Below are 25,118 nucleotides of genomic sequence, written 5' to 3' on the forward strand. Positions count from 1 at the left end.
ATCGATAGCTGTTCCGGCCGTTGGGCGCCGACGCCGGCTTCCCAGGACTAGTGGTGGTGCCAACCGCCGCTCGTGCCGCCGCCCGTGGTGCCACCGGTGGTGCCTCCGGTCGTACCGCCACCAGTCGTACCGCCGCCCGTGGTTCCACCGGTGGTACTTCCAGTCGTGCCGCCGCCGGTCGTGCCGCCGCCCGTGGTGCCTCCCGTCGTGCCGCCGGTGGCGCCTCCCGTCGTACCGCCCGTGGTGGTCCCACCCGTGGTGGTGCCACCGCCGGTGGTGGTGCCGCCGCCCGTGGTACCTCCGCCGGTGGTGGTGCCGCCGCCCGTGGTACCTCCCGTCGTACCGCCTGTGGTGCCACCCGTCGTGCCACCCGTGGTGGTGCCGCCCGTGGTGCTGCCCGTCGTGGTGCCTCCCGTCGTGCCCGCAGTCGTGCCACCCGTCGTCCCGGCGGTCGTGCCGCCAGTCGTCCCGGCGGTCGTGCCGCCCGTGGTGCCCCCGGTGGTACCCGTGGTCGTTCCACCGGTCGTGCTACTAGAAGGCGGGTTGACTGGGATGGGGATCGGGATCGGAATGGGGACCGGGTTGTAAGTCGGCGGAGGTGGCGGCGGAGGGGCCACCGGCGGTGGTTGCTCAACCGGAGGACCCGCCGGCGCTCCGCCAGGCAGTTGTTGAGTCCCGGGGCCGGTGACACCCTGCGGAGCACCACCATCCGAGCTGGACGGCAGCTGGGGGGCTTGCGGGGGCGGTGAAGCGGCCACACTCGGCGGCGGCAACACCGGCATGAAGTTCCCCGGAACGGGCTTCTGCTGCTGTCGAACTGGCTGCTGTGGCTGACTCGCCGCAGTCGGTCGAATTCCCACTGTTACCGCGACGGCCAACGCGGCGCACCCGGCGACCACGATGCCGCCGACGGTGCTGCCCACGAGCAAGGCCCGGCCCACCGGCGGTGGCGCCGCCTCGGCCTCATCCTCGTCGCCGGCGTATTCCATTGGCAGCAGCTCGGAATCGTCATCCGCCATCGAATAGGCAAGCTGAGCGCCCGACCCTGTGAGGTCCTCCGACGGCTCGATCATCGTCGCGTCTTGGGATGGCATCGCAGCCATCGTGGCGTCCTGGGCCGGCATCGCCGCCATCGTGGCGTCCTGGGCCGGCATCGCCGCCATCGTGGCGTCCTGGGCCGGCATGGCCGCCATCGTCGCGTCCTGGGCCGGCATGGCCGCCATCGTCGCGTCCTGGGCCGGCATCGCCGCCTGTGTCATCGCCACCGACCCCGCTGCCAGGGCCGCGCCTCGGGCAACCGCGAATTCCGGATCGTCCGGCACCGCTACCGGCAAAGCCGACGTGGCTCGAAGTTCGTCCGCCACAGCTGAGACGTCCGAGGATTTGCCGATCAGGTAGATGTCTTCGGCCGCCCCGGGCTGTTCGCGCAGCCGGGCCAACAACCTCCCGGCCGCGGTGACACTGTCCGCGCCGCGCAGCGGCTCCGCGGCCAAAGCCGTCATCGTCGCGTCGTCGCCGCCGACAACGGACAGCATCGCCGTGTCGTCATCGATCAGGAGCACACCATGCTGCCCGGTGCCGCGAGAAATATTGCGCACCAACGCCGTTACCGCCTCCGGCTCGGACAGCAACGACACATTCTGGACACCCGAGTCGTCTAGCGCCTTGCGCAGCTGACCGGCTTGACGCTGATCCGCCCAGCACAACCGGGTACCGACGAGCCGATGACCTTCGTCAGCGAGCAGCCGATCTGTGCCGACGACCGTTTCCGTCAACCTCCCGATCGGGTCCGCGGCCAAGTCGACGACGGACTGGTCGATCACCATGCCGCCACCATCGCCCGACCCGACGAGCGCCAAACGCGCAACCGGACCTGTGACCGCGACGCCCAAAGCTACGTCCATCGCGGTTCTCCTCCCGTGAAACTGCGCGTCGCATCGGCACGTCGACCGCCGATCGCTGGCCTGGAAATCACCGGCTCGCTGCGACAATGTCTCATCATCATTACACTGCGTTGCATCTGGCGGCATCGGGCATTCAACAAACTCACTGTTGCGCAGGTTGGGCCAGGATATAGCCACCGCCGGGGGTCTTCCAGACGACCGTATGTTCGCCGACCAGCAGCGCAACCGTGCCGGGAGGTGTTAACTATGCCCACAACCGGTTGCCGAAACCATCCAGGGGGAGCCTGGTGAGCGAAAGCCACGGGGACACGCCTACCGGCCGCTTCAGCGCCCGACCGCGCATTGCCCGCGCCCAAACCCCGTATCCATCGCAGCAACCGCATCACCCGTCCGGCCAGTTCGACGCCACCCAACCGATTTCCACGCAGACCGTGCCTCCACCGGGCCCGCGCTCCGTCGTCACCCGTGAGTCGGCGCGACGCTGGAACATCGGCCGCGACGTCGCCGCGGCTGTGCTGTTGGTCGTTGCACCTCTCTTTCCGTGGAACCTGTATTTCGGCGGCGGAATCCCCGGCGGCCGTGGCAGCGTATTCGCGTTGTTGATTGCTGCCACCGTCCTCTCCCTGGGGTCGATCGCCGCAACCTATGCGGGACCCCGAAAACTGTTCAGCCCCCGCTTCGACCCGGCCCTGATTGGCCGGCTGCGGGCAGGACTCAACGCCCCGTACGGACTGCTGGTGTTCGGCGTCGTGGTGTTCGACGCGGTGCAGACCGTGCGATACGGCGGCAGCGCCAACGTGCCAGGCGGCGTGGGTCCGGGCGCATGGCTGGGGATCGCCGGGTCGTTGTTGAGCGCGCAGCCCGTGATCACCGGCACCGCCGCTGACGACGGCAGGTTCCGCAGCTGGCTGCAGTGCGCCCGCGCCGTGGGCTATGCCTCGATCATCCTTGCCGCGCTGAGCTTTTCGTTCAATCTGTTCTGGCGGGTGAAAAGTGCCCTGCCGGGCTCGACGGGGTCTGGGTTCGGCAAGCAGAATGTGGCGATCATCGCGACTGCGTTGATTTACGGCGTCGTGGCATTGGTCGCAGTGGTTGTGGCGTCGCGATGGATTCTGCGACGCAGCCGGGTATCTCGGCTCGCGATCGTCGCACTCGGCGCATCGACTCTGGTTGCTGGACTGATCGTGTGGATCCTGCCCATCGGGCGTGAGATCGACGGATTCCACGGCATCGCCCAGAACACGTCGACGGCAGGCGTCGGGTTCGAGGGTTATCTGGCCTGGGCGGCGGCAGCAGCCATTGTTGCACCGCTGATCCTGGTGACGACCATGACCGCCCAGCAGGCCGATATCTGGCGAGCCGCCGCGCGAAAAGGCTTGCTGCTCATAGCGGTATGGTCCGTCGGTTCGGTGGTGATGCGCGTCACCGACCTAGTTGTTTCGGTTACCTTGAAGCTGCCGTATTCGCCCTACGACAGCGCAGCGATGGCCGCGTTTGACCTTGTCGCCGCTGTACTGGCCATTTGGCTCTACATCAACCTGCTCAATCGTGCTCTACCCGCAGCGGTCATCACTTCAGCATGTGCAGTCCTGTTGGTGCTCAACATTGCTCGCATCGTGGTGGGAATCGCATTTGCGCCCCGATTCGCCGGCCCATCGCCGGCGTCGAATCCGGTCTACGGGAACAATCTGGCCCAGCAGATCACCAGCACCTTCGACGTCGTGCTCTGCGGGCTAGCCATCTGCATCCTCGTAATCGCCATCCTCACCGGCCGCACACTTCCAACTGCCAAGGCCGGCAACCTAATTCGCACCGCTGGCCAATCTTCGGACCCGGAGACGACGCGGTTGGCGGCCGAGGAGCCACAGACGACGCGGTTGGCGGCCGGTGGTGTGCAGCCACCGTCGTCGCCACGAATCCATCGTCCCCCGGACGACACCACCCGGCATGCTGGCACCGCAAAGCCCAAGATCTATCGGACACAAGGTGACTCGCCTGAGGGTGGCCGTCACCAAGGGTGACTACAGCGTCGCGAGTAACCGGAATACGCCGTCGGTGGCCGACCCGTACACTAGGTGCGCGCTGAGGTCCTTCCCCAATGTCTTGAGGTCGTATTCCCATATCGGCTCGTACAGTTTCGCCGGCACCAGGACGGCGTAGGATTGCAGCCAAACCCCCGCACCGAAAGCCGGTCCCTGCCAAAGGGGACGCCGGCTGACCGATGCACTGACCAGCCCGAAGAGCGCACCCCATCCCGACCCGATAGCCCAGTGAACGACATTGTTGACCAGACGCGCTCGCGTCGGCGCCAGGTCGCGGTCGAAGACACCCTCGAACAGCCGCTTGCCGACTTGGGCTGGCGCCGGCGCGTCCTCCCAGGTGGCCAGCCCAGCCGATGTTTCCCACGCGGCAAACCCACTGTCGCCGCCTTGCCGCCGGTAGCGGCGGTACCACAGCAGGTCCATCGCCAACGTGCCCACGGCACCGGCCAACGCGCCTCGTAGCACCGCCCCGAGCGGCGTCAGCCGAACACGGCCTTGCATTGGCACAGCCTACCGACGGCCACCCGCTAGCCGCGCAGCGGTGCGAACGCGAATTCACGCAGCCCTTCTCGCGGGCCGACGGCCGCCCGAAATCCCAGCAACTCGGCGGCGCGCGCGGGATCGGCGACGATGTGCCGCACGTCGCCGCTGCGGTAGCGACCGGTAATGACCGGCGACACCGGGTTGCCGCGCGCCTCGCACAATGCTGTCGCGACCTCCAGGATCGAAATCGGCTCCCCCGAGCAGACGTTGGCTGCGGTGAAGCCGCCGCGCTCGACGGCCACCGCAGCGACATTGGCGGCGGCCACATCGTCGACGTGGACGAAGTCGCGCATCTGACCACCATCTTCGAAAACCGGTGGCGGTTGGCCCTTTTCGAGCGCGGAGCGAAAGATCGCCGCCACACCCGAATACGGGGTGTCGCGCGGCATCCCGGGACCGTAGACGTTGTGGTAGCGCAGTGCCATCACCGAGCCGCCCGTCGACTCCGCCCAGGCAAGCGCGTAATGCTCCTGCGCGGTCTTGCTGGCCGCATACAAACTGCGGGGCCGCAACGGCGCATCCTCGTCGACCGGCCGCCACCTCACGCCAAGCCCGCACAGCGGGCAGCGATGCTCGAACACCCCCGCGTCGAGATCCTGATAGCGCCGCGGCGGCGGGTCCACCGGCCCGTGCTGCGGGCAGTCGTAGCGGCCCTGCCCATAGACCACCATCGACGACGCCAGCACCAGACGCCGCACCCCGGCGGCGAACATCTGGGCCAGCAGCACCGCGGTGGCGAAGTCGTTGTGGCTGCCGTATGCCGGCGCGTCCGCAGCGTCGACGCCCGCGCCGACCACCGCGGCCTGATGACACACCAGATCGACACCGGCCAACAGCGGGGCCAGCGCCTCGGCGTCGCGGATGTCGACGTGCCGACAGCCCGGCGGTGCCGCTGCACCGGGCCCGTGTGCGGCGGGCAGCAGCGCATCGACGGCTAGCACGTCATGACCCGCGGCTTGCAGCGCCGCGTGCACGCGGGCCCCGATGAAGCCGGCGGCGCCGGTCAGCAGCACTCTCACGGCAGGTCGAACGGCAGCTTGACACTGATGTGTGGCAGGCACTGCGTGCACGTGTGTTCGGTGGCTACCCGGCCGATCGCCTCATGCACCAGCTTTTTGAACGGCTCGATGTACTTTTCGAATTCGGCGAACACCTCGTCGGATTTGACCCCGGCGCCGACGTCGACACCGGCGTCCAAGTCGGTCACCAAACCAATGGCCGCATAACACATTTCGAGTTCACGAGCCAGCACTGCCTCGGGATAGCCGGTCATGTTGACCAGCGTGCATCCCGCCGCGGCATACCATCGGCTTTCCGCCCGAGTGGAAAACCGCGGGCCTTGGACCACCACCATGGTGCCGCCGTCGACGACGCCGGGGATGCTGGTGACCGCGGCCCGCAGCGCGGGGCAGTACGGGTCGGCGAAGCTGGCGTGCACACCGCCGGATTCGAAATACGTGTCCGCGCGGCCGTGGGTGCGGTCGAGCAGCTGGTCGGGCACCACCACCGTGCCCGGCCCGAGCTCGGCGGTCAGGCTGCCGACCGCGCACGGCGCAAACACCCGCCGCACCCCCAGCGCGCGCAGCGCCCACACGTTCGCTCGATACGGCACGGTGTGGGCCGAGTATTCGTGGCGCGCGCCGTGTCGCGGCAGAAACGCAACCTCGTGCCGGCCGACGGTGCCCACGGTGACCGGAGCGCTGGGTGCGCCGTACGGGGTGTCCAGGTTGATGGTGCGCGCGTCGGCTCCGAAGAAGGTGTAGAAGCCGCTGCCGCCGATCACTCCGAGCACCCGCTCATTGTGCCGTGGAAGGATCGGGCCGTGGCCACCGTCAGGCAATGGGTCGCCGGAGCGCGTCCCCGCACGTTGCCCAATGCCGTCGCGCCGGTGGTCGTCGGCACCGGTGCGGCGGCCTGGCTGCATGCGGCCGTGTGGTGGAAGGCGTTGCTGGCGCTGGCCGTGGCGGTGGCGATGATCGTCGGCGTCAACTTCGCCAACGACTATTCCGACGGCATTCGCGGCACCGACGACGAGCGGGCCGGCCCGGTTCGGCTGGTGGGCTCACGACTGGCGGCGCCGCGCTCGGTGTTGGCGGTGGCCGTGGCGAGTTTGAGCATCGGCGCGGCGGCCGGCCTGGTGCTGGCATTGGCCAGCGCGCCATGGCTGATCGTGGTCGGTGTCTTGTGCGTCACCGGTGCGTGGCTGTACACCGGCGGTGCAAAACCCTACGGCTATGCGGGGTTTGGCGAGGCCGCTGTGTTCGTGTTCTTCGGTCTGGTCGCCGTGTTGGGCACCCAGTACACCCAGGCGTTGCGAATCGACTGGGTAGGCGTGGTGCTCGCGGTCACGGCCGGCGCGCTGTCGTCGGCGGTGCTGGTGGCCAACAACCTGCGCGACATCCCCACCGATGCGCGGTCGGGCAAGAACACGCTGGCCGTACGCCTCGGCGATGCCAGGACGCGGGTGCTCTACCAGGGCTTGCTGGCCAGCGCGGGCGGGCTGACTTTGGCGTTGACGGTTGCGACGCCGTGGTGTGCCGCGGGATTGGTGGCCGCGCCGCTGGCGGTGCGGGCGCTGCGCCCGGTGCGCTGTGGGCGCGAGGGGCGTGAGTTGATTCCTGTGCTGCGCGACACCGGTCTGGTCATGCTGGTGTGGTCGATCGCGGTGGCGCTCGCGTTGGGATTAGCCGGCTGAGGTGCCGGTCCAGTACTCGACGAACCGCCCGTCGGCCAAGCGCAGGATGTCGTTGCCGAAGAACGTCGTGACGGCCTCGCCGCTCTTGCCGCGACCGCTCCATCGCCCGGCCACCAAATCGCCGTCGACCAGCGGGCCGACTTCGATCTCGAACGTCAGCTCGTCGAACATGTTGCGGGTTTCGTCGATGATCGCCTGCAGCTCAGCCGCACCGTGCACCTCGCGATTAGGCCAATGCCCGACGAAGTTGTCGGTGACGATCTCGTCGGCGATCGGCTTGCCAGACCACAACTGGTAGATCCATCGGCGATACAGGTCACGTGCACTGCTCATGGCGCCAAGTTACCTGGCTGCCTCTGCGGCGTCGCCCTAATCAGGCGGCCTTGTCCAGCAGCGCGATGATCGCCGCGCGCAGCTGCGCGGTGTAGACGTGCTCGGTGATCAAGCCGATGGCTGTCTTGTCGCCGCCGCGCAGGATGCCTAACAGCATGTGCTCGCAGCTGATCACGTTGTCGTTGTGCGCCAAGGCTTCTCGGAGCGCCAACTCGAGCGCCTTCTTGGCGGGCCGGGTAAATCGGGTATGCCCGCGCGGGCGCCGACGCCGCCGGACCGCGGCAGCGCATGGGCGAACGCGTCGCGGCCGAACGTGCGGGCTACCGCATCGCGCACGGCATCTAGGTCGATGCCGATGGCGCGCAGTGCCTCGGCGTCCTCCTGAAACGACTCGTCTGGCGCCGTGGACTTCTCGGCAAGCCGGGCCCGTATCACGTCGGCGGTCAACCCATAGCCGTCCAACAACGCCGACAGGTCATGATCCGCCGCTTGCACAACGCCCAGCAGCAGGTGCTCGGCACCGATTTCGTGACAACCCAATTCACGGGCCTCCTCGTGGGCCAGCACCACCGCGACTCGGGCGTTGCGGCTGAACCGCTCGAAAACCACGGCCTATCTCCTCCGGTTGTATTTCTGGTGCACGGCTTGCCGGCTCACCCCGAGCGCGTCGGCGATAGCCTGCCAGCTCCAGCCCTGTTCACGAGCGTTGGCGACGTGGATGGCCTCAAGCCGCTCCTGCAGCCGCTGCAAGGCGCGGACCGCTCGCAACCCGACCGCCGGGTCGGCGCTGCTCATCGCGTCGGCGGTTTCACCCAGCGACAGGTCAGACGCTTCACCCACGCACGTCAAGCTAACTTGACACCTGCTCGTTGTCAAGGAAGCTTGACGCCCGTCATTCGGGTGGCACGTCGCCGCGCAGCCGGGCCCGCAGTTGTTCGCGGTCACGGCGCCGACGCTCGCCGACCGTGGCCAATCCGGCAGTGGCGCGCCGACGCAGCGCACCGAAAATCCAGATACCCAAAGGCATTCCGAGAACCAAGGCGAACAACACCGCGACGACCACCGGGAATTCGCTTACCCCCACCAGCCGCGCCGCACAAACGATCAGCGCGCTAAGCGCGACCACCAGCCCCACCCGGGCCGCGGCGTAAAGCAGCACGTCAACGACCACCCGTCGCGTCGAGGTCGGTCCTTCTGCCACGATGCGAGCCTACGGCGCAGGTATATTCGGACCAAGGAGGTGCTGATGCTTTACCTGCTCCTCGTCTTGGTCCTGGGGACACTGATCTACATCGGCTGGCGCGCCGCTCGGTCGCAGGCCAACCGGCCGAAGACCCGCGTCATCGGACCCGACGACGATCCAGAGTTCCTGTGGCGGTTAAGCCACGGCGACAACAACCCGCGATAGCCGACCGGCCCCGGAGCCGGCTAGATGAAATGCGCGGTGGGCCGCCGCTGATCGCTGGGGAAACCGTCGGCGACAATCGCGGCCAGCTCGATCAGTGCCTCGCGGGTTTCCCGCTTCAACCGCTCCAAGTTGATCTCGGCGCCCTCCTCGAGATGAGGGTCGAACGGTATCAACCGCACCGCGCGGCATCGTCGCGAGAAATGATCGACCACCTTCTGCATGTCGACTTTGCCTGAGCGTGGCCGCACCGCGTTGATCACCGCGATCGACCCGCGCACGAGGTTCTCGTGGCCGTGGGCGTCCAACCAATCCAACGTCGCCGAGGCGCTTCGCGCGCCGTCGATCGATCCAGAGCTGACCACGATCAAGGTGTCGGCCTTTTCTAGCACCCCCGACATTGCCGAGTGCAAAAGCCCAGTGCCGCAGTCGGTGAGCACGATGCCGTAAAAGCGCTCAAGTATTTCTAGGGTGCGACGGTAGTCGTCGGCGCTGAACGCTTCCGATACCGCCGGATCGGTTTCCGACGCCAGCACTTCCAGCCGGCTGGGCCCTTGATTGGTGTAGCTACGCACGTCGCTGTAGCGTTCGATGCCCTGGGCGTCACGCAGCAAATGCCGCACCGTGGCCGGCGTCTCCACCGGCACCTTCTGGCTCAGCGTGCCGCGGTCGGGGTTGGCATCGACCGCCACCACCCGGTCGCCGCGAATCGAGGCGAACGTCGCACCCAGGCAGGCGGTGATGGTGGTCTTGCCCACCCCGCCCTTCAGCGACACCACCGCGATCCGATAGCAACCGCGCAATGGCCTGTTGGCCTGGACTACGAGGTCGTTGTAGCGGGTCACCCGCGGGCTTTCCCCGACGTTGATCAAGTGCCCCGACAGAATGTAGAGCCACCTCCGCCAACCCTCCGACGGCGGCGGCTTGACCTGCCGCAACAGCGTGCTGGTGGACAGCTCCGGATACGGGGACAGCGGTAGGGACGCCGGACGGTACTGGGTGTCGATGGACGTCGACGGGTCGGGTGCGCCGCCGTAATAGCCGTAGGCCGTCGGCTCCGGTGGATGCGGGATCCCCGTGGCCGGGGTGGCGGCCGCCCAGGCCCGCGGCTCGGCGACCGTTTGCGGGGGTGGTACGCCGCGCGTCTGCGCCTCGCTGAACCGGCGCTGGGTGCGGAACCCGGCAAAGGCCTTCGTCTCCGCGTCGCTGGTCCTTTGGTCCGGCTCGCCGGGATGTCGCTGCGGTGGCAGCTGTGTGGTCGGCTGATCTTCGCGGCGACCGGAGGACCCAGCGTCCTGCGGTGGATGGTCAGACACGTGAATTTCCCCTCGTTGCAGTACTCGGGTCGCCTGTGACGAACATATCGCAGAGCCCGGTTGACGCCCCCCGACGTGTGGTCAGCCCACACCTGCGTAGGAGTGCAAACCTACCGTGACCAGGTTAACGAAGAAGAGGTTGAACACCATGGCCACGAACCCGACGACGTTGATCCAGGCCGCCTTCCGGTCGCGCCATCCCGCCGTCGACCTGGCGTGCAGGTAGGCCGCGTAGACCACCCACGCGACAAACGACACCGTTTCCTTGGGATCCCAGCCCCAGTAGCGGCCCCAGGCTTGCTCGGCCCAGATCGCGCCGAAGATCACACCGAAGCCGAACACGGGGAAGGCGAAGATCGTGGTGCGGTAGGCGATACGGTCCAGCGTCTGCGCGTCGGGCAACCGCCGCACGATGCGCGCCAACATGCCGGGGGCATCGGCGTCGCTGAGGCGCGACATCTTTAGCAGAAACAGAATGCTGGCCACGCCGGCGACCAAGAAAACCCCGGACCCGAGGCTGACCACCGAGACATGAATCGGCAGCCAGTAGGACTGCAGCGCCGGCATGACCGGAGCGGCGTTGGCATAAAGCCAGCGCCCGGACACGGTGAGCAGGATCAACACCGGCACCAGCAGGAACACCCACAGCGGGCGATGCTGCGAGCGGCGCAGCACGACGGTGCCCGCGCCCAGCGCGCACAGGCAGGTCAGGTTGATGAACTCGTACATGTTGCCCCACGGCGCCCGCAGCGTCGCCAGCCCGCGCAGCACGATGCAGGCCAGCAACAGCGCGATGCCGACATAGGCCACAGCCAGACCGCCCCGCCCGATTCGTTCGTCGACGGGGCGACTAGGCGCGGTGTCGATGACGCCAGGGGCCGCGCTGTCGGGGGTTACCGCACCGGCGGCTACCAGCTGCCCGGCGGCACGGGTGCGGCTATAGGCAAGTTCGACCGCCAGCAGCACCAGCGCGACCACCAGCGCGACCACCGCCGAGGTGAACGCCCAGTCGGAGTAGCGGGCCAGCCCGACGTCTACATGCACGGTGTTCATCTGGGGATCCTTCCGGAGGCGGCGACGGGCTCGCGGGCCGGATAAGTGTCGAACCCGGCCAAGAGCCGGGACGTCAGCCGCTCGAACTCGTCGCCCCAGCCCGCGTTGTCGGTGCGGGCCAAGCCGCCGACCTCGACGCTGACGGTACCGGGGCCCGCAGGTGTGACCCGGATCCATACCCGGCGCCGACGCACTAGCAGCGACACCAGCAGCCCGGCCATCATCGCGGCGGCGAACACCAGCACCCACACCTGCCCCGGGTCGTGGGAGACCTGCAGGTTGATGAACGGCACGGCGCCGTCGAAGCGCACCACGGTGCCGTGGCCGATGTCGACTTGCTCGCCGGCGCCCAGGTTCACCCGTTTCACCTTGGTGAGCCGGTGTTGGTCGATGAGCCGGGGATCCAGGCTATACAGCGACTGCGGCCGACCGGTGTCGAGGCCAGTGTCGCCGCGATAGATGTCGACGGCCACGGCGGGGGCGTTGAGCGCGGGGAAACTCGACGACAGCAGGGTGCCGTCGAGTTGGGCGGTGGGCGCCAGCAGCCCCTGGATCGCGATCTGTTGGGTGCGACGCTCACGCGGGTCCGGGTAGGAGCCGGCTGGCGGGTCGATGCGGGCGACGCCCGACGACAGCAGCGTCGCCGGGTTGTCCGGTCGCCACTGCACGGTCGAGGTGCGGCTCTGACCGTCTGGGAACGTCACGGTGAAGGTGGGCGCATAGCCGTGGCCCTGGAGGTACACGCGGTCGCCGCCCAGCCGCAGCGGGTGGTTGACCCGCAGCCGGTAGGGTCGCCAGGTGTTGGTGGTCAGGTCGCGGCCAGTTTGGTAGTCGATGTCGGCGGCGAACGACGTGGCCTGCCCTGACGGCAGGTAGTGGGCGTGAAAGTCGTTGACGCGGATGCAGATTGGGTGTAGCGAGGTGCCGTCGACGACGTTGCCGGCGCGGAAGGAGTCGAACGCCGCCGGGGAAGCCGAGCAGAAGCCCGGGCCGCCGTCGGCGATGACGATCACGTTCCCCTCGTAGCCGAACAGCTTGCCGACGGCCACCGCGACCAGCAGGCCCAACAGCGCAAAGTGGAACACGATGTTGCCGAATTCGCGCAGGTAACCTTTCTCTGCGGAAACCTCAGTGGCGCCGCCTGATTGGCGGATGGCCTTGCGCCAGCCGGGCAGCCGGACGGCCATTGTCTCGGCCACGGAGTCGGGTTCGGCGGCGATGGTGGCGGCGGTGTGCTTGGGCAGCCGAGCCAGGTTGCGGGGTGCGGCCACCGGGGTGGCGCGCAGGCTGCGGACGTGCTCGATGGTCCGCGGGGTCAGGCAGCCCACCAGCGACACGAACAGCAGCACGTAGATGGCGGTAAACCAGAAGCTGCCGAAGACGTCGAACATCTGCAGCCGATCCAGCCACGGCCCCAGCAGGGGATGCGCGGTCAGATACTCGTCGACCTTGCCGGCGTTGAGCTTTCGCTGCGGCAGCAGCGCGCCGGGGATCGCGCCCAGGGCCAGCAGGCACAGCAGCACCAGCGCGGTGCCCATCGACGTCAGCGCGCGCCAGCTGTTGCGTGCCTGCGCGAGCAGACGCAAAATCGCCCCAAAACGGGCCGTTTTGGGTGATTTTGCGTCTGCTCGCGCCACTAGACCGGCAACCTCACATCGGTGACCAACGCGTCTCGCAGCCACGCGACGACGTCGTTCCAGGCGCCGGTGACCAGCGCCGCGCCGACCGCGATCAGCAGCACGCCGCCGAACACCTGGATGGCCCGCGTGTGTCGGCGCAACCAGCCCAGGCCGGCCACGGCCGCCGCCGAACCGAACGCCAGCAACACGAACGGCGCACCGAGTCCCAGGCAGTAGGCGATCACGAGGACGATGCCGCGAATCACGTTGGCGCCCTGGGTGGTCGACGCGACCGCGATCACCCCGGTCAGCGTCGGACCCAGGCACGGGGTCCAGCCCAGCGCGAACACCGCGCCCAGCAGCGGCGCGCCAGCGACGGTGGACAGCTGCCGCGGCGTAAACCGGGCTTGGCGCTGCAGCGCCGGGATCAAGCCGACGAACACCAGGCCCATCACGATGGTCAGCACTCCCCCGACCCGCTGGAGCAACAGCTGGTTGCTGATCAGCGTGGTGGTCATGCCCAGCACCGCGACGGTGCCGAGCACGAACACCGCGGTGAACCCGGCGACGAACAACGCGGCCGAACCGGCCACCCGCCACCGCGCGGCGGTCGGGGCCTTCGCCGCGCCGGGCGCCGGTTGTTCGCTGACACCGACCACGGCGGCCAGATACGACAGGTACCCGGGCACCAGCGGCACCACGCACGGCGAGGCAAACGACACCAGTCCGGCCAGCACGGACACCGCCAAAGCCAGCAACAACGGCCCGGCGGCGGCGATGTGAGCAAACCCGGTCATTGCGGTCCCGCGGTGGTCTGCTCTTCGGCCGCAATCCGTTGCACCACGGGCTGCAGGTCCTGGGCAAGCAGCTCGCGCAGGAACACCGCCGCGACCCGGTGCTGGCGGTCCAGCACCAGCGTGGAGGGGATGACCGTGGTCGGGTATTTGCCGCCGAAGGCGATCATGGTGCGCATCGCCGGGTCGTATATCGACGGATACGTCACGCCGCGGTCGGCGACGAAGTCCTGGGCGGCTTGGCGGTTGTTGTCGCGCACGTCGATCCCGAGAAAAGAGACGCCCTGGCTACGAGTGGCGTCGTAGACCCGCTGCAGTTGGCTGACCTCGGCGCGGCACGGCCCGCACCACTGCCCCCAAACGTTGACGACGACGACCCTGCCGGCAAAGTCGTTGAGCGACAACGTGTGCGACGGGTCCATCAGGTCCGGCCCGGTCACCGGGCCGGGTCGACCGCGATGGTCGGGCGGGTCGTAGACGAGGTCCGTTTTGCCGCCCGGGGCGACGAATTCGAAGGTGCCGCCCTGGGCGACCGCGTCGTCGCCGCGGGCGCAGCTGGCGAGCAGCCCGGTTGCCACCACCGCCGCCGCGATCACCAGCCGCAGCATGCTCAACACCCCGCCGGCTGCCAATACTGCACGTCGACCAGGCGGTCGCCGTCATAGACCAGGGTGGTGACCGAGGCGATCGCGCATTGGCGCCGACGCGGATCGTGCCAGAGCCGTCGGCCGGTAAGGTGCAGCCGCAGCGTCCAGATCGGCAGTTGATGGCTGACGCACACCGCTTCGTGGCCGGTGGCCCGGGCGCGGGCCTTGTCCACCGCCGTCGTCATCCGGGCCGCGATCTGCTTGTAGGGCTCACCCCACGACGGGGTGAACGGGTTGCGCAAATGCCACCACACCCGCGGATCCCGCCAGGCGCCGTCACCCGGGGAAATACGCTTTCCTTCAAGGAAATTGGTCGATTCGATCAGGTCGTGGTCGGTGTCGACCGGCAGGTCGTGGCGGGCGGCGATGGGTGCCGCGGTCTCCTGGGCGCGCTCCAACGGCGAGGCGATCACCGCGACGACGTCGTGGTCGGCCAGCGCGTCGGCGACGGCCTGCGCCTGCTGCTTGCCTTTGTCAGACAGGTGGAATTCGGCCAGCCGCCCATAGAGGATGCCGCCGGGGTTGTCGACCTCGCCGTGGCGGACCAGGTGGACTTTGGTGTGTTCGGCCATCAGGGTTTGGGCTCCTCGGCGGCGCGGGCGGCGGCGTCTGCAGCGGCCGGCAGTGCGTCGACGATCCGGTCGAATGCCGCGTCGTCAAGCGCGGACGAGACGAACCAGGTCTCGAAGGCACTGCAGGGCGGATACACACCGGCCTCGAGCAGAGCGTGGAAAAACGGCGGGTACCGCCAAGTCTGGCTGGCCCGCGCCGACGCGAAATCGGTCACCGGTGCCTCGGCGAAAAACACCGACAGCATGTTGCCTGCCCGCTGAACCTGATGCGGCACACCGGCTTTGGTCAACGCTTCGGATAGCAGCCCGGCCAGCCGGTCGGCGTTGGCGTCCAGCGCGGCGTAAACCGCGTCGTCGGCCGCGCGCAGCGTCGCTAGCCCGGCGGCCGTGGCCACCGGGTTACCGGACAGCGTGCCGGCCTGATACACCGGGCCCAGCGGCGCCAACCGTCGCATCACGTCGGCGCGCCCGCCAAACGCCGCGGCTGGCAGCCCGCCGCTCATCACCTTGCCGAACGTGAACAGGTCGGCGGGCACCGGATCGATTCCGTACCAACCACTTCGGCTGACCCGAAAGCCCGTCATGACCTCGTCGACGATCAGCAACGCACCGTGTTCGGCGGTAACGGCCCGGAGCATGCCGTTGAAGCCCGGCGCGGGTGGCACGACACCCATGTTGCCGGGGCTGGCCTCGGTGATCACCGCGGCGATTTCGCCGCCGAACCGGGCAAAGATCTCCCGAACAGCGTCAAAGTCGTTGTAAGGCAACACGATTGTATCGGCCGCGGCGGCGCCGGTGACCCCGGGCGACGACGGCAAGCCCAGGGTCGCTACTCCGGAGCCGGCATCGGCCAGCAACGCGTCGACGTGGCCGTGGTAGCAGCCGGCGAACTTGACGATCTTGGCGCGGCCGGTGAAGCCGCGGGCCAGGCGGACCGCGCTCATCGTGGCCTCGGTGCCGGAGTTGACCATGCGGATCTGCTCCACCGGTGCCACCCGGCTGATGATCTCGGTGGCCAGCTCGGTTTCCGCGGGGGTCGGCGCGCCGAACGACAACCCGTCGGCGGCGGCTTTCTGCACAGCGTCGACCACCGCCGGGTGGGCGTGGCCGAGGATCATCGGGCCCCAGGAGCAGACCAGGTCGACATAGCGGTTGCCGTCGGCGTCGGTGAGCCAGCAGCCGCTGGCCTGGGTGATGAATCGGGGGGTGCCGCCCACCGCGGTGAACGCCCGCACCGGGGAGTTCACTCCGCCCGGAATGACCGCGCAGGCGGCGTCGAACAGCATCGCGGAAACCGCCGTTTCGGCGGCCACCCGGTCAGTACTCCCCACGACGACTAGTGTCCCAGCTGCTGCAACGTGGTCCACTACCGGGTGTAATAGTCGAGCCGGTGCCCTGCGTCGTTGCCACACTCGAGCGGTGATCCGGCAATCGGCGGCCGACGTCGCGGTGGCCAAGGTTGACGGCGTCCGCGACGACCCGAGCGCACGTCTGGCCCTGATGCGGACGTCGTATCGGGTGCCGTCGAGCGTGGACCGCGGCTATCTGCCCTACCGCGAGGCGCGTCCGCCTTCATGAAATGGCAGCTGCGCCGCGGACTCCTCAATCCTCCCGACGCGCCGACTCGGGGAAGCTCGTGGTGGCGTGCGATGAATGAACGGCTGCTGTATGACGGCTGCGAAGCCCACGCGCTGGCCTTCGGGAATCCTGGGTCGCCGAGTTCACCGAGCGTCGCCGCGTTGTTGCAGTTCATCCGTCGTCCCACCGCTGCGAGTTGGTACCGGGCCCACAACATGAGCCTCGTTACCGCTTACCTCCAGCACGAACATCTCGCCTCGCGAGGACCGCGTGGAACGCTTCTTCATCAATCTCGTGCTGGTCCGTGTTCTCTACACCCACGCGCTGGTTGCCGCGCCGCGACTGGCGCTCGGCTGGCTTGCCCCGGCTGGTCGGTTGCTCGGTGACCCGCGGCTGGGTATCACCGGCATCTTCCTCTCGCTCTCGCGGGTGCTGCCCGACCGCTATCCCTTGGGTGAGCACGTCACACCGTTCGTCGAGGCGGAACACGGTTTCGGGCACCTGGCCCCTGCTGCCGCGTTTGGTGACGCTCAGGGTTTCGCTGTTGCTGATGCCGGCGGCCATCGCGACCCGGTTGAAGACCTTCACGATGAACCACGCCGGCTTGAGGTAGACGATGAGGTGAGGGTTTGATAGCCGCATGCAACTACCGCAACGACTGGCCCGGTTCAACCGGCACGTCACTAATCCTATTCAACGGCTGTGGGCCGGCTGGCTACCGCCCTTCGGGATTCTGGAGCACGTCGGACGGCGCTCGGGCAAGACCTACCGCACCCCGTTGAACGTGTTCAACGCCGAGGTGGACGGCAAGCCGGGCGTGGCTATTCTGCTCACCTACGGCCCCGACCGCGATTGGCTGAAGAATCTCAACGCGGCGGGCCGAGCACGGATCCAACGCAGCGGGAAGACGTTCGCCGTCACCAACCCGCGAAAGGTCAGCCGGGACGAGGCAGCCAAGCACGTCATCGGTGGATGGCGACCGATTTTCGCACGACTGCCGTTCGAGGAAGCGGTGCTGCTGACCAAGGCGGCGTAGAACCGACCATCAGATGGCCCGCAGCAAGCACATTCAGCGTCGGGCGGCGAACTCGTCCCTACCCAACCGCTGAGTAGCAGCCAGTTCAACCGCTGGCCGAAATCGATTGCAACCGTGCGCTGTTCATACGAGACTTGGAGATGTTCGCCACCTAGTTAGCTACGCCGAGTTGTCGAAGCCCGACTCGTGCCAGCCTGAATGACGACCCATCGGGCGAGACCTCAGTGACCCGATTCAATCCGGCCGCGGCGAAACCATTGCTGGGCGCGGTCATGCAGAGGATCATCAGCTCATGGCTGCAACGGATCCGACCTTTTACCGCAGCCCGGGCGCTGCCGTCGCGGCCGCGCCCGAGCGGTTAGCTTACGTCGCTGCATTCGACCCGGCGGGCAACAAGAACGACGCGATCGCGGTGGTGGACTGCGACCCCAGCTCGTCGTCCTACGGCGGCGTGGTCGGGTGGGCCGAACTCCCTTCGGCGGGCAACGAACTGCACCACTTCGGGTGGAACGCATGCTCGAGCGCGCTGTGCCACGACGGCCACGCCCGCCACCACCAACTGGAGCGACGTTATCTCGTCGTTCCGGGCATTCGCTCGTCGCACACCTTCGTGCTCGACACCAAACCCGACCCACTGCACCCGACGCTGACGCACACGATCGACGCCGATGAGCTTGCGGCCAAGGCCGGGTATTCGCGCCCGCACACGGTGCATTGCGGGCCGGGCGGCATCTTCATGTCCGCGCTCGGCGGCGCCGACGGCAACGACGGGCCGGGCGGCGTCGCGCTGATCGACCACGACACGTTCGAGGTGATCGGGCCATGGGAGGTCGACCGCGGACCGCAATTCTTCGCCTACGACGTGTGGTGGCATCTGCGCCACGACACGCTGGTGACCTCGGAGTGGGCGACGCCGTCGATGCTCGAGAACGGGCTCAACCCCGAGGATCTGCTCGGCCGCAAGTTCGGGCATCACCTGAACTTCTGGAACATGAGCGAGCGCAAACTCATCCAGCGCATCGACCTGGGTGATCAGCATCAGATGGTGCTCGAGCTGCGCCCGGCCCACGACCCCGCCAAGACCTGGGGTTTCGTCGGCGTGGTGATCAGCGTCGAGGACCTATCGGCCTCGGTGTGGTTGTGGCACAAGGCCGGCGACCAGTGGGCCGTCGACAAGGTCATCACGATCCCGGCCGAGCCCGCCGACCCCGACGTGCTGCCACCGGCCCTGCAGCCGTTCGGTGCGGTGCCACCGCTGGTCTCGGACATCGATCTCTCCGTCGACGACCGGTGGCTGTACGTATCCTGTTGGGCGACAGGTGAACTCAAACAATTCGACGTCAGCGACCCATTCCATCCGAAGGAGACGGCGTCGGTTCGGCTCGGCGGGATCGTGCGGCGCCAACCGCATCCGTCGGTGCCCGACATGCCGCTGCGCGGCGGGCCGCAGATGGTGGAGATCAGCCGCGACGGCCGGCGAGTCTACGTCACCAACTCGCTGTACGCTGCGTGGGACGAGGTGTTCTACCCCGAGGGCGTCGGCGCGTGGATGGCCAAGCTCGACGCTGACGTCTCCGCTGGCGGTTTGGTGCCCGACGCCCGCTTCTTCCCGCACGGCGAGCAGTTCCGCGGGCTGCGGGTGCACCAAACGCGGCTGCAGGGCGGTGATGCGTCCAGCGACTCCTACTGCTTCACTAGTTGACGTCAAAAGGCGTCTGAAGCATAGGAGGCGGCATGGCGGATTTGTCGCAGTTTCAACACCCACGGTTTGCCCGCATGTACGAGCGGATGAGCGCCGAATCGGAGCGCCGGGGCACTGCCACGTACCGGGACCGGATGCTGGCCGGCTTGACCGGGCGGGTGATCGAGATCGGCGCGGGCAACGGTATGAACTTCAGCCACTACCCCGATACGGTCACCGAGGTAGTGGCGGTTGAACCGGAAAGCTACTTGCGGGGCTTGGCCGAACGAGCCGCTGCGAACGCGCCGGTGCGGGTGACTGTGGTTCCCGGTCACGCCACCGCGCTGCCGGTGGAGGACGACGCATTCGACGCTGCGGTGGCCTCGCTGGTGTTGTGTTCGATCTCCGACACCCGCGCCGCACTCAGCGAAATCCGTCGGGCGCTGAAACCGACCGGGCAGCTTCGCTTTTTCGAGCACGTCCGGTCGAGCAAGCCATGGTTTGCACTCCTGCAGGATGCGATAACACCGCTGCAATCCCGCTTGGGTGGCGGGTGTCATCCTAATCGCGACACCGCCGCGGCGATTCGCGCTGCCGGCTTCGAAATCGACGAACTCGACCGCTTTTATTATGCGCCACTGCGGTTTTACCCTCCGCACGCCCATATCATCGGCCGGGCGCGGCCTGTCCTTTTGCCGCAGTGACACCGACACGGGTTCAGACCGGCACGGTGCGCAAGGCCGCCGGCAGGCTGGGTAAGAAGTGCTGGATGGCGAATTCGCGGATGTCGTCGGCGGTCTCGAGGGGTTGTCGACTCGGCAGCAGTAGCACCATCGCCGCGTAACGCAGAATCGTGTCCGCGAGCTCGTCAACCGCTTCGGCGCCGATCCGCTCGGCAAACCCGTCGGGGGAAGATCACCTGCAGCGCGGCGGCCATCCGCTCTACGGCAGCGCCGTAGTGCTGGCGGGCCAACTCGAGCATCAGGCCGGGTTCGTCGGCGAGCATCCGCGTCAGCACCCGATGCTGGCGGAACCGCATGATCGACAGCGTGAACGCCTCGACATAGTAGTTCGATTGGGGCCTGCGGGTTTTCAGCTCCTCAGCAATATCCGCGAACAGCGCCGCATTCTCCCGGTCGATGACGGCGGCCACCAATTCGTCACGGTTGGCGAATCGGCGGTAGATCGTGGTCCGGCTCACCCGGGCGCGGCGTGCCACATCGTCGAGCGCGACCCGCCGCAGGCCGTGGCGCTCGAACTCGACAACAGCCGCGTCGAGGATCGCTTGGGTGGCAGGATCAGCCGCGGCTGTAGCCGGCACGGGCAAACCTGTTGTAGCGCAACCGCATCGGAAGATGGTCCCACAGCCAGTTGACCGGACGCGACCGGCACACCGCGGCGAAGCGCTGATAGCGGCGTTCCTGCCGTTCGCTCCACGGCAGGCCCAGCAACTCTCGGGCCTGGGGCGGCAGCCCGCCGGTGGTCAGGAAGGCCGCGACCGGATTGAACACGATGGCCACGATCCGCCATAGCCACGGCGGCACCGCCTTGGGGCACGGAAAGCCTTTGGTCACATACCCGACACCGTATTTCGCGGTCGGGTGCGCGACCACCACTCGGTCGAGCATGCCGTTCCAATACCGTTCGAACTCGGCGTAGTCGACCGGCATGGGCCGCTCGCTGACACCATAGCGGCGATACCACGTCTTGGACTCGAGGTAGATCTGCTCTTTTTCGGCCCGGGTGAGCCGCTTGACGAAGGTATCGGCGAAGTAGATCACCTGCTCGACGAAGGTGGCATGCGCCCAGTAATAGGTCTCGGGATCCAGCGCGTGGTAGCGCTTCCCGTCAGGCATCTGGCCCTTGATCTCGTGGTGAAAGTCCCGCACCTGCCGGCCTGGGTGGTCGTCGTCGGAGCCGTATACGGTCATAAAGATCGGCGGCAGCGAGCGTTTGACGCGGGCGGCGGTGTCGGTGAAGAACACCGAGTGATCCAGCACGCCTTGCCCGAGTTCGGCGAGCATGTTCTGCAACACCGCCGGTCGCGGCCCGATCAGGAACATGCGGTTGTCACCGAAGTACCGCCACACCAGCGACTGCGGCCCCAATGGCAAAGCGTCCAGGTCGTCGCCTAGCCGGAAAACCTCGGTCATTGGGACAGTGTTACATATTTTGCACTTTGTACCAACTAGCGGCGGCGTCGCTCAGACCAGACGAAGCTCGAAACGGAGGATCTTGAGGTGGCCGCTGCGCATTGCTGTCCGAAACAGAAGCGGGACGCGGGTGTGACGCGTGATCTCCTCGATCGGGACCACGGCGCTGCTCTGCAATTCCCATCGGGAGAACCGGCGACGCAGATCCTGCTCCGAGATGCCGGGGAGGATGCCCGGAATCCTGGTGAAACCAGCCGTGAGCAGTAGCGCCCGGGGCTAGCCACCCGGGTGACACCTGCGGCGTAGGCGTCACGCTGGCGCTCGGCCAGTCCGTAGTAGCAGCCACTGTCGACGATCAGGCTGAAGTCGTGGCCGACGTCGAGCTCGGCGAGGTCGAGCGCTCGGCCCGGCGGGAGTGGGTGTTCTCCTTCGATGCGCTCGACCAGCCAGCTGTCGGGAACGTCGGCCGCTGACAGCGACGGATTGCAGCCGACCCGAGACAGCACCTCATACAACAGCCGCAGGACGCGAGGGGTCATCTGCGGTCCCTTCCTCGTTGGTCGCGGCAGCGCCGATACGGCCGGGAATCCCACGACATCGAGCTGCCCGGATGTCACGGTGTCATAACCGATCCGGCGTGCCTTTGCGGGCAACGGTATTCGGCCCGGCATGATCACGCCATGCCTCAGCTGACCCGCCGCGCCGCGCTGCGTTTGGGTGCTGGAACCGTGGCAGGGGTGGCGGGTGCGTGGGCGCTCAGCGCCTTGCTCGATCCAGGCGAAGGCCGCACTGCGCCCTCACCTTTCGAGCCGGTGGCGGGCACCGCGTCACCGACGCGGCTGTCGGGCTCGTTTGTGTCGGCGGCACGCGGCGGCATGACGACCAACTGGGTGATCGCGCTTCCACCCGGTCACACCGGACCGCTGCGGCCGGTGATCGCCCTGCACGGCAAGGACGGCAATGCCAACACCGTAATTGACCTCGGCATCGAAGACGCGCTGGCCCAGCTGGTCAAATCGGGGCGGCCCGGCTTCGCCGTCGTCGGGGTCGACGGGGGCAACACCTACTGGCACCGACGTGCCTCGGGTGAGGACTCCGGAGCGATGGTGCTGGGCGAGCTGCTGCCGATGCTGGCGAGCAAAGGGTTGGACACGTCCCGGGTAGCGTTCCTCGGCTGGTCGATGGGCGGCTACGGTGCGCTGCTGCTGGGAGCACGGCTTGGCCCGGCACGCACAGCCGGGATATGCGCGGTCAGCCCGGCGTTGTGGACGTCCTACACCGCCAGCACCCCCGGGGCATTCGACAGCTACGAGGACTGGGCTCGAAACTCGGTGTGGGGCCTGCCCGCATTGGCATCGATCCCGATCCGCGTCGACTGCGGCACCAGCGACCGATTCTGCCCGGCCACTCGGCAATTCGTCGCACAGCTGCGGACACCACCATCCGGTGGCTTCTCACCGGGCGGGCATGACGTATCGTTTTGGCGCCAGCAGCTGCCTAACGAGCTGACCTGGCTTGCGTCATAGCTGAAGCCGCCGCAGGATCGCCTCCGAAGGTGGTGACATTGCCGACATTGCCGCAGTCCAACACCGTCAGCCCGCGCCACCGGCTCGAGCCGGCGCGGCGGGCGCCCAAGCCGGGATTTCGGCTCGACATCGAGGGTCTGCGCGCGGTGGCGGTGCTTGCGGTGGTGGCCTTTCATGCCGACCTGCCCGGTGTCGGCGGCGGCTACGTCGGCGTCGACGTCTTCTTCGTGATCTCCGGCTTCCTGATCACCGGCATTCTGTCGCGCGAGGTGATCGCGACGGGCACGATCCGGCTGGGCCACTTCTACGGGGCGAGGGCTCGCCGGCTGCTGCCGGCCGCGGCCACGGTCGGGGTGGCCACCGCGGTCGGTTCGGCGGTGCTGCTGCCGCCGCTGCAGGCCCGCAGCGTCATCGGCGACGGCATCGCCAGCGCGCTGTATGTCGGCAACTACCGCTTCGCCCTGCACGGCACCGACTACCTGGCCAGCGACACCCCGCCGTCACCGTTTCAGCACTACTGGTCGCTCGGGGTGGAAGAGCAATTCTATCTGCTGTGGCCGGCGCTGATCATCGGCGCGACGTGGCTGGTCCGGCGGGCCGGCGGCCGGGTGCCGTGGTGGGTGAACCCGTATCTGGTGGTCCTGGGGGTGGTGGCGGCGACGTCGTTCGCGCTGGCGGTGGCGTGGACTCACCTGTCGCCGCCGTGGGCGTTCTTCTCGCTGCCGACCCGGGCGTGGGAGCTGGCTGTCGGGGGGCTGGTGGCGCTTTCGGCTGCGCAGTGGCGGCGCCTGCCGACGCTGCCGGCGGTCGTCGCGGGGTGGGGTGGGCTGGGGCTGATCGTGCTGTCTTGCCACCAGTTGGGTGCAACCACCCCCTACCCGGGGACCGCGGCGTTGCTGCCGGTGCTGGGCACCGCGTTGGTGATCGGTGCGGGTTGCGCCAGTAGCGGGATGGGCGTCGGTCGGGTGCTGTCGCTGCCGGGCCTGCGGGCCATCGGGCGGGTGTCGTACTCGTGGTATCTGTGGCACTGGCCGGTGCTGTTGCTGATGCCGCCGCTGCTGGGACCGTCTGCGGGGTTGGCGGGCCGGCTGGCGGCGGTGGTTGTCTCCGCCGGGCTAGCGGTACTCACCTTGCACCTGGTCGAAAACCCCGGCCGATTCGCCGCTCCCGTGCGCCGCTCGGCGGGCCGCAGTCTCGCGCTCGGCGGTGCCGCCACCGCGGTCGCGGTCTGCGCCGGTGTGCTGCTGCTGATAGTGGTACCGGTTCCGGTTGGTCGCGGGGTGGCGGCCGCGGCCCCGAAGATCAGTGTGACGCCCCCGCCGTCGGCTAGCCCGGTCGATCCGCGCGACGCGGCGGTGCAGCAGGGGTTTGCGCAGGCGCAGGCCGCGGTCGCGGCCTCCGCTGACCTCAAAGCGGTGCCGTCGAACCTGACCCCGCCATTGGCCGAGGCGCCGGCCGACAAGCCGGTGGTGTTCGTCAACGGCTGCGTGCGGTCCTGGCGTGAGGTCGGTCAAAGCGAGTGCGCGACAGGCGATCTCGCGTCGCCTACGACCGTGGCGCTGATCGGCGACTCGCATGCGGCGATGTGGAGCCCGGCGCTGCAGCAGCTCGCCGAACAACGGCATTGGCGGTTGGAGACGCTGGGCAAAGTGACTTGCCCGTTAATGGATCTGCCGATCACCAGCCCCTATCTGGGCCGCGAATACACCGAGTGCCAGCAGTGGCGCGCCGACATCATGGCCCGGATGCGGGCCGAGCATCCGCGGCTGATCGTGCTGAGCATGTCGCGGCGCTACGGAGCGGACTTCGGCTTCACGTCCTATGACCCGGCATGGCTCGACGGCTTGGGCCGTACGGTGGCACAGCTGCGCGGCACTGGCGCGAATGTGCTTGTGCTGGGCCCAATTCCAGATCCGCGTTCGACGGTGCCGACGTGCCTGTCAGCTCACCTTGACGACGCCAGCGCCTGCTCGCCGCCGCGGTCGACGGCGGTCAACGACGCCGGGATCGCTGCGGAACGGGCGGCCACCGCGGCCGGTGGTGGCCGTTACGCCGACCTGACCGAGCTGTTTTGCACCCGCGACCGCTGCCCGGTGATCGTCGGCAACGACCTGGTTTACCGCGACGACAACCACGTCACCATCGAGTACGCGCGGACGCTGGTACCGGTGATCGGCGCGCTGGCTGACCGCGCTTTGGCCGGCCGCTGAACGCTATTCGT

General features: G+C 67.9%; 25 protein-coding genes and 2 pseudogenes. 10 read left to right on the forward strand and 17 right to left on the reverse strand.

From position 1 onward, the window contains the following. Positions 1 to 47: 47 nt before the first annotated feature. Positions 48 to 1,904 (reverse strand): hypothetical protein, encoded by a 1,857-nt coding sequence (locus tag MYXE_RS20095; protein ID WP_161552125.1) that lies wholly within the window; start codon positions 1,902 to 1,904, stop codon positions 48 to 50. Positions 1,905 to 2,335: 431 nt separating this feature from the next. On the opposite strand from MYXE_RS20095, the gene MYXE_RS20100 reads away from it, so the two are divergent. Beyond that, positions 2,336 to 3,925, forward strand: coding sequence for a DUF7937 domain-containing protein (locus MYXE_RS20100; RefSeq protein ID WP_232061875.1), 1,590 nt, complete (start codon positions 2,336 to 2,338; stop codon positions 3,923 to 3,925). On the opposite strand, the gene MYXE_RS20105 is transcribed toward MYXE_RS20100, so the two are convergent. The 3 genes from MYXE_RS20105 to MYXE_RS20115 are packed head-to-tail and all read right to left on the reverse strand — an operon-like array spanning position 3,926 to position 6,281. Further along, the gene (locus tag MYXE_RS20105; protein ID WP_003919639.1) at positions 3,926 to 4,447 is read right to left on the reverse strand and encodes a hypothetical protein; all 522 of its coding nucleotides are present in this window, start codon (positions 4,445 to 4,447) and stop codon (positions 3,926 to 3,928) included. A 26-nt stretch (positions 4,448 to 4,473) separates the two neighbouring features. Continuing rightward, positions 4,474 to 5,508 (reverse strand): NAD-dependent epimerase/dehydratase family protein, encoded by a 1,035-nt coding sequence (locus tag MYXE_RS20110; protein WP_085195208.1) that lies wholly within the window; start codon positions 5,506 to 5,508, stop codon positions 4,474 to 4,476. Further along, on the reverse strand, positions 5,505 to 6,281 hold the full coding sequence (locus MYXE_RS20115) for an S-methyl-5'-thioadenosine phosphorylase (RefSeq protein WP_085195205.1): 777 nt from the start codon (positions 6,279 to 6,281) through the stop codon (positions 5,505 to 5,507). The genes MYXE_RS20110 and MYXE_RS20115 overlap by 4 nt, the downstream gene beginning before the upstream one ends. Before the next feature lie 30 nt (positions 6,282 to 6,311). Between MYXE_RS20115 and MYXE_RS20120 the strand changes: the two genes are divergently transcribed. Beyond that, complete coding sequence (locus MYXE_RS20120) at positions 6,312 to 7,184, forward strand: 1,4-dihydroxy-2-naphthoate polyprenyltransferase (protein ID WP_003919642.1); 873 nt, start codon at positions 6,312 to 6,314, stop codon at positions 7,182 to 7,184. Here the strand turns inward: MYXE_RS20120 and MYXE_RS20125 are convergent. From MYXE_RS20125 to MYXE_RS20140, 4 genes and pseudogenes are all read right to left on the reverse strand, one after another. Then, the gene (locus MYXE_RS20125) at positions 7,173 to 7,517 is read right to left on the reverse strand and encodes an ester cyclase (RefSeq protein ID WP_085195203.1); all 345 of its coding nucleotides are present in this window, start codon (positions 7,515 to 7,517) and stop codon (positions 7,173 to 7,175) included. The two genes, MYXE_RS20120 and MYXE_RS20125, sit on opposite strands and share 12 nt — an antisense overlap. Positions 7,518 to 7,557: 40 nt before the next feature. Then, positions 7,558 to 8,126 (reverse strand): annotated as a pseudogene (locus tag MYXE_RS20130) (Clp protease N-terminal domain-containing protein). A gap of 3 nt (positions 8,127 to 8,129) precedes the next feature. After that, positions 8,130 to 8,312, reverse strand: coding sequence for a helix-turn-helix domain-containing protein (locus MYXE_RS20135; RefSeq protein ID WP_050947655.1), 183 nt, complete (start codon positions 8,310 to 8,312; stop codon positions 8,130 to 8,132). Between the two features lie 97 nt (positions 8,313 to 8,409). Beyond that, positions 8,410 to 8,718, reverse strand: coding sequence for a DUF4229 domain-containing protein (locus MYXE_RS20140; RefSeq protein WP_039889610.1), 309 nt, complete (start codon positions 8,716 to 8,718; stop codon positions 8,410 to 8,412). Between the two features lie 45 nt (positions 8,719 to 8,763). Between MYXE_RS20140 and MYXE_RS20145 the strand changes: the two genes are divergently transcribed. Continuing rightward, entirely contained in the window at positions 8,764 to 8,925 is a 162-nt protein-coding gene (locus MYXE_RS20145; RefSeq protein ID WP_003919647.1) for a hypothetical protein, read from the forward strand. 20 nt (positions 8,926 to 8,945) lie between these two features. Here MYXE_RS20145 and MYXE_RS20150 read toward each other — a convergent pair whose 3' ends face one another. The 7 genes from MYXE_RS20150 to hemL form a co-directional block, all read right to left on the reverse strand. Further along, entirely contained in the window at positions 8,946 to 10,238 is a 1,293-nt protein-coding gene (locus tag MYXE_RS20150) for a MinD/ParA family ATP-binding protein (RefSeq protein ID WP_112650234.1), read from the reverse strand. Between the two features lie 81 nt (positions 10,239 to 10,319). Then, complete coding sequence (gene ccsB / locus MYXE_RS20155; RefSeq protein WP_003919649.1) at positions 10,320 to 11,291, reverse strand: c-type cytochrome biogenesis protein CcsB; 972 nt, start codon at positions 11,289 to 11,291, stop codon at positions 10,320 to 10,322. Beyond that, the gene (locus tag MYXE_RS20160) at positions 11,288 to 12,829 is read right to left on the reverse strand and encodes a cytochrome c biogenesis protein ResB (protein ID WP_050947656.1); all 1,542 of its coding nucleotides are present in this window, start codon (positions 12,827 to 12,829) and stop codon (positions 11,288 to 11,290) included. The genes ccsB and MYXE_RS20160 overlap by 4 nt, the downstream gene beginning before the upstream one ends. Positions 12,830 to 12,927: 98 nt before the next feature. After that, positions 12,928 to 13,707: a cytochrome c biogenesis CcdA family protein gene (locus tag MYXE_RS20165; protein WP_085195197.1), complete on the reverse strand. Its 780-nt coding sequence runs from the start codon at positions 13,705 to 13,707 to the stop codon at positions 12,928 to 12,930. Further along, positions 13,704 to 14,312, reverse strand: coding sequence for a TlpA disulfide reductase family protein (locus MYXE_RS20170; RefSeq protein ID WP_085195195.1), 609 nt, complete (start codon positions 14,310 to 14,312; stop codon positions 13,704 to 13,706). The genes MYXE_RS20165 and MYXE_RS20170 overlap by 4 nt, the downstream gene beginning before the upstream one ends. A gap of 2 nt (positions 14,313 to 14,314) precedes the next feature. Next, entirely contained in the window at positions 14,315 to 14,923 is a 609-nt protein-coding gene (locus MYXE_RS20175; RefSeq protein ID WP_003919653.1) for a histidine phosphatase family protein, read from the reverse strand. Further along, positions 14,923 to 16,209: a glutamate-1-semialdehyde 2,1-aminomutase gene (hemL, locus tag MYXE_RS20180; protein WP_086009155.1), complete on the reverse strand. Its 1,287-nt coding sequence runs from the start codon at positions 16,207 to 16,209 to the stop codon at positions 14,923 to 14,925. The genes MYXE_RS20175 and hemL overlap by 1 nt, the downstream gene beginning before the upstream one ends. A 133-nt stretch (positions 16,210 to 16,342) precedes the next feature. Between hemL and MYXE_RS20185 the strand changes: the two genes are divergently transcribed. The 5 genes from MYXE_RS20185 (at position 16,343) to MYXE_RS20205 (ending at position 19,922) form a co-directional block, all read left to right on the forward strand. After that, positions 16,343 to 16,501, forward strand: a complete 159-nt coding sequence (locus tag MYXE_RS20185; protein ID WP_161552126.1) for a hypothetical protein — start codon at positions 16,343 to 16,345, stop codon at positions 16,499 to 16,501. A gap of 270 nt (positions 16,502 to 16,771) precedes the next feature. After that, positions 16,772 to 17,134, forward strand: coding sequence for a hypothetical protein (locus tag MYXE_RS20190; RefSeq protein ID WP_161552127.1), 363 nt, complete (start codon positions 16,772 to 16,774; stop codon positions 17,132 to 17,134). Positions 17,135 to 17,141: 7 nt separating this feature from the next. After that, positions 17,142 to 17,537: a nitroreductase family deazaflavin-dependent oxidoreductase gene (locus tag MYXE_RS20195; RefSeq protein WP_003919656.1), complete on the forward strand. Its 396-nt coding sequence runs from the start codon at positions 17,142 to 17,144 to the stop codon at positions 17,535 to 17,537. A 292-nt stretch (positions 17,538 to 17,829) separates the two neighbouring features. Further along, positions 17,830 to 19,239: a selenium-binding protein SBP56-related protein gene (locus MYXE_RS20200; protein ID WP_085195191.1), complete on the forward strand. Its 1,410-nt coding sequence runs from the start codon at positions 17,830 to 17,832 to the stop codon at positions 19,237 to 19,239. A gap of 32 nt (positions 19,240 to 19,271) precedes the next feature. Next, complete coding sequence (locus MYXE_RS20205) at positions 19,272 to 19,922, forward strand: class I SAM-dependent methyltransferase (RefSeq protein ID WP_003919658.1); 651 nt, start codon at positions 19,272 to 19,274, stop codon at positions 19,920 to 19,922. A 13-nt stretch (positions 19,923 to 19,935) separates the two neighbouring features. Here the strand turns inward: MYXE_RS20205 and MYXE_RS20210 are convergent. Next, positions 19,936 to 20,539, reverse strand: a pseudogene (locus MYXE_RS20210) (TetR/AcrR family transcriptional regulator). Next, positions 20,517 to 21,371, reverse strand: a complete 855-nt coding sequence (locus tag MYXE_RS20215) for an oxygenase MpaB family protein (RefSeq protein ID WP_003919660.1) — start codon at positions 21,369 to 21,371, stop codon at positions 20,517 to 20,519. The pseudogene MYXE_RS20210 and the gene MYXE_RS20215 overlap by 23 nt, the downstream one beginning before the upstream one ends. A 680-nt stretch (positions 21,372 to 22,051) precedes the next feature. Between MYXE_RS20215 and MYXE_RS20220 the strand changes: the two genes are divergently transcribed. Both MYXE_RS20220 and MYXE_RS20225 read left to right on the forward strand, forming a co-directional pair. Next, the gene (locus MYXE_RS20220) at positions 22,052 to 22,897 is read left to right on the forward strand and encodes an alpha/beta hydrolase (RefSeq protein ID WP_003919661.1); all 846 of its coding nucleotides are present in this window, start codon (positions 22,052 to 22,054) and stop codon (positions 22,895 to 22,897) included. Positions 22,898 to 22,944: 47 nt separating this feature from the next. After that, on the forward strand, positions 22,945 to 25,107 hold the full coding sequence (locus MYXE_RS20225; protein WP_415624498.1) for an acyltransferase family protein: 2,163 nt from the start codon (positions 22,945 to 22,947) through the stop codon (positions 25,105 to 25,107). Positions 25,108 to 25,118 lie beyond the last annotated feature (11 nt).

It is taken from the genome of Mycobacterium xenopi (genome assembly GCF_009936235.1).
Classification (GTDB): Bacteria; Actinomycetota; Actinomycetes; order Mycobacteriales; family Mycobacteriaceae; genus Mycobacterium; species Mycobacterium xenopi.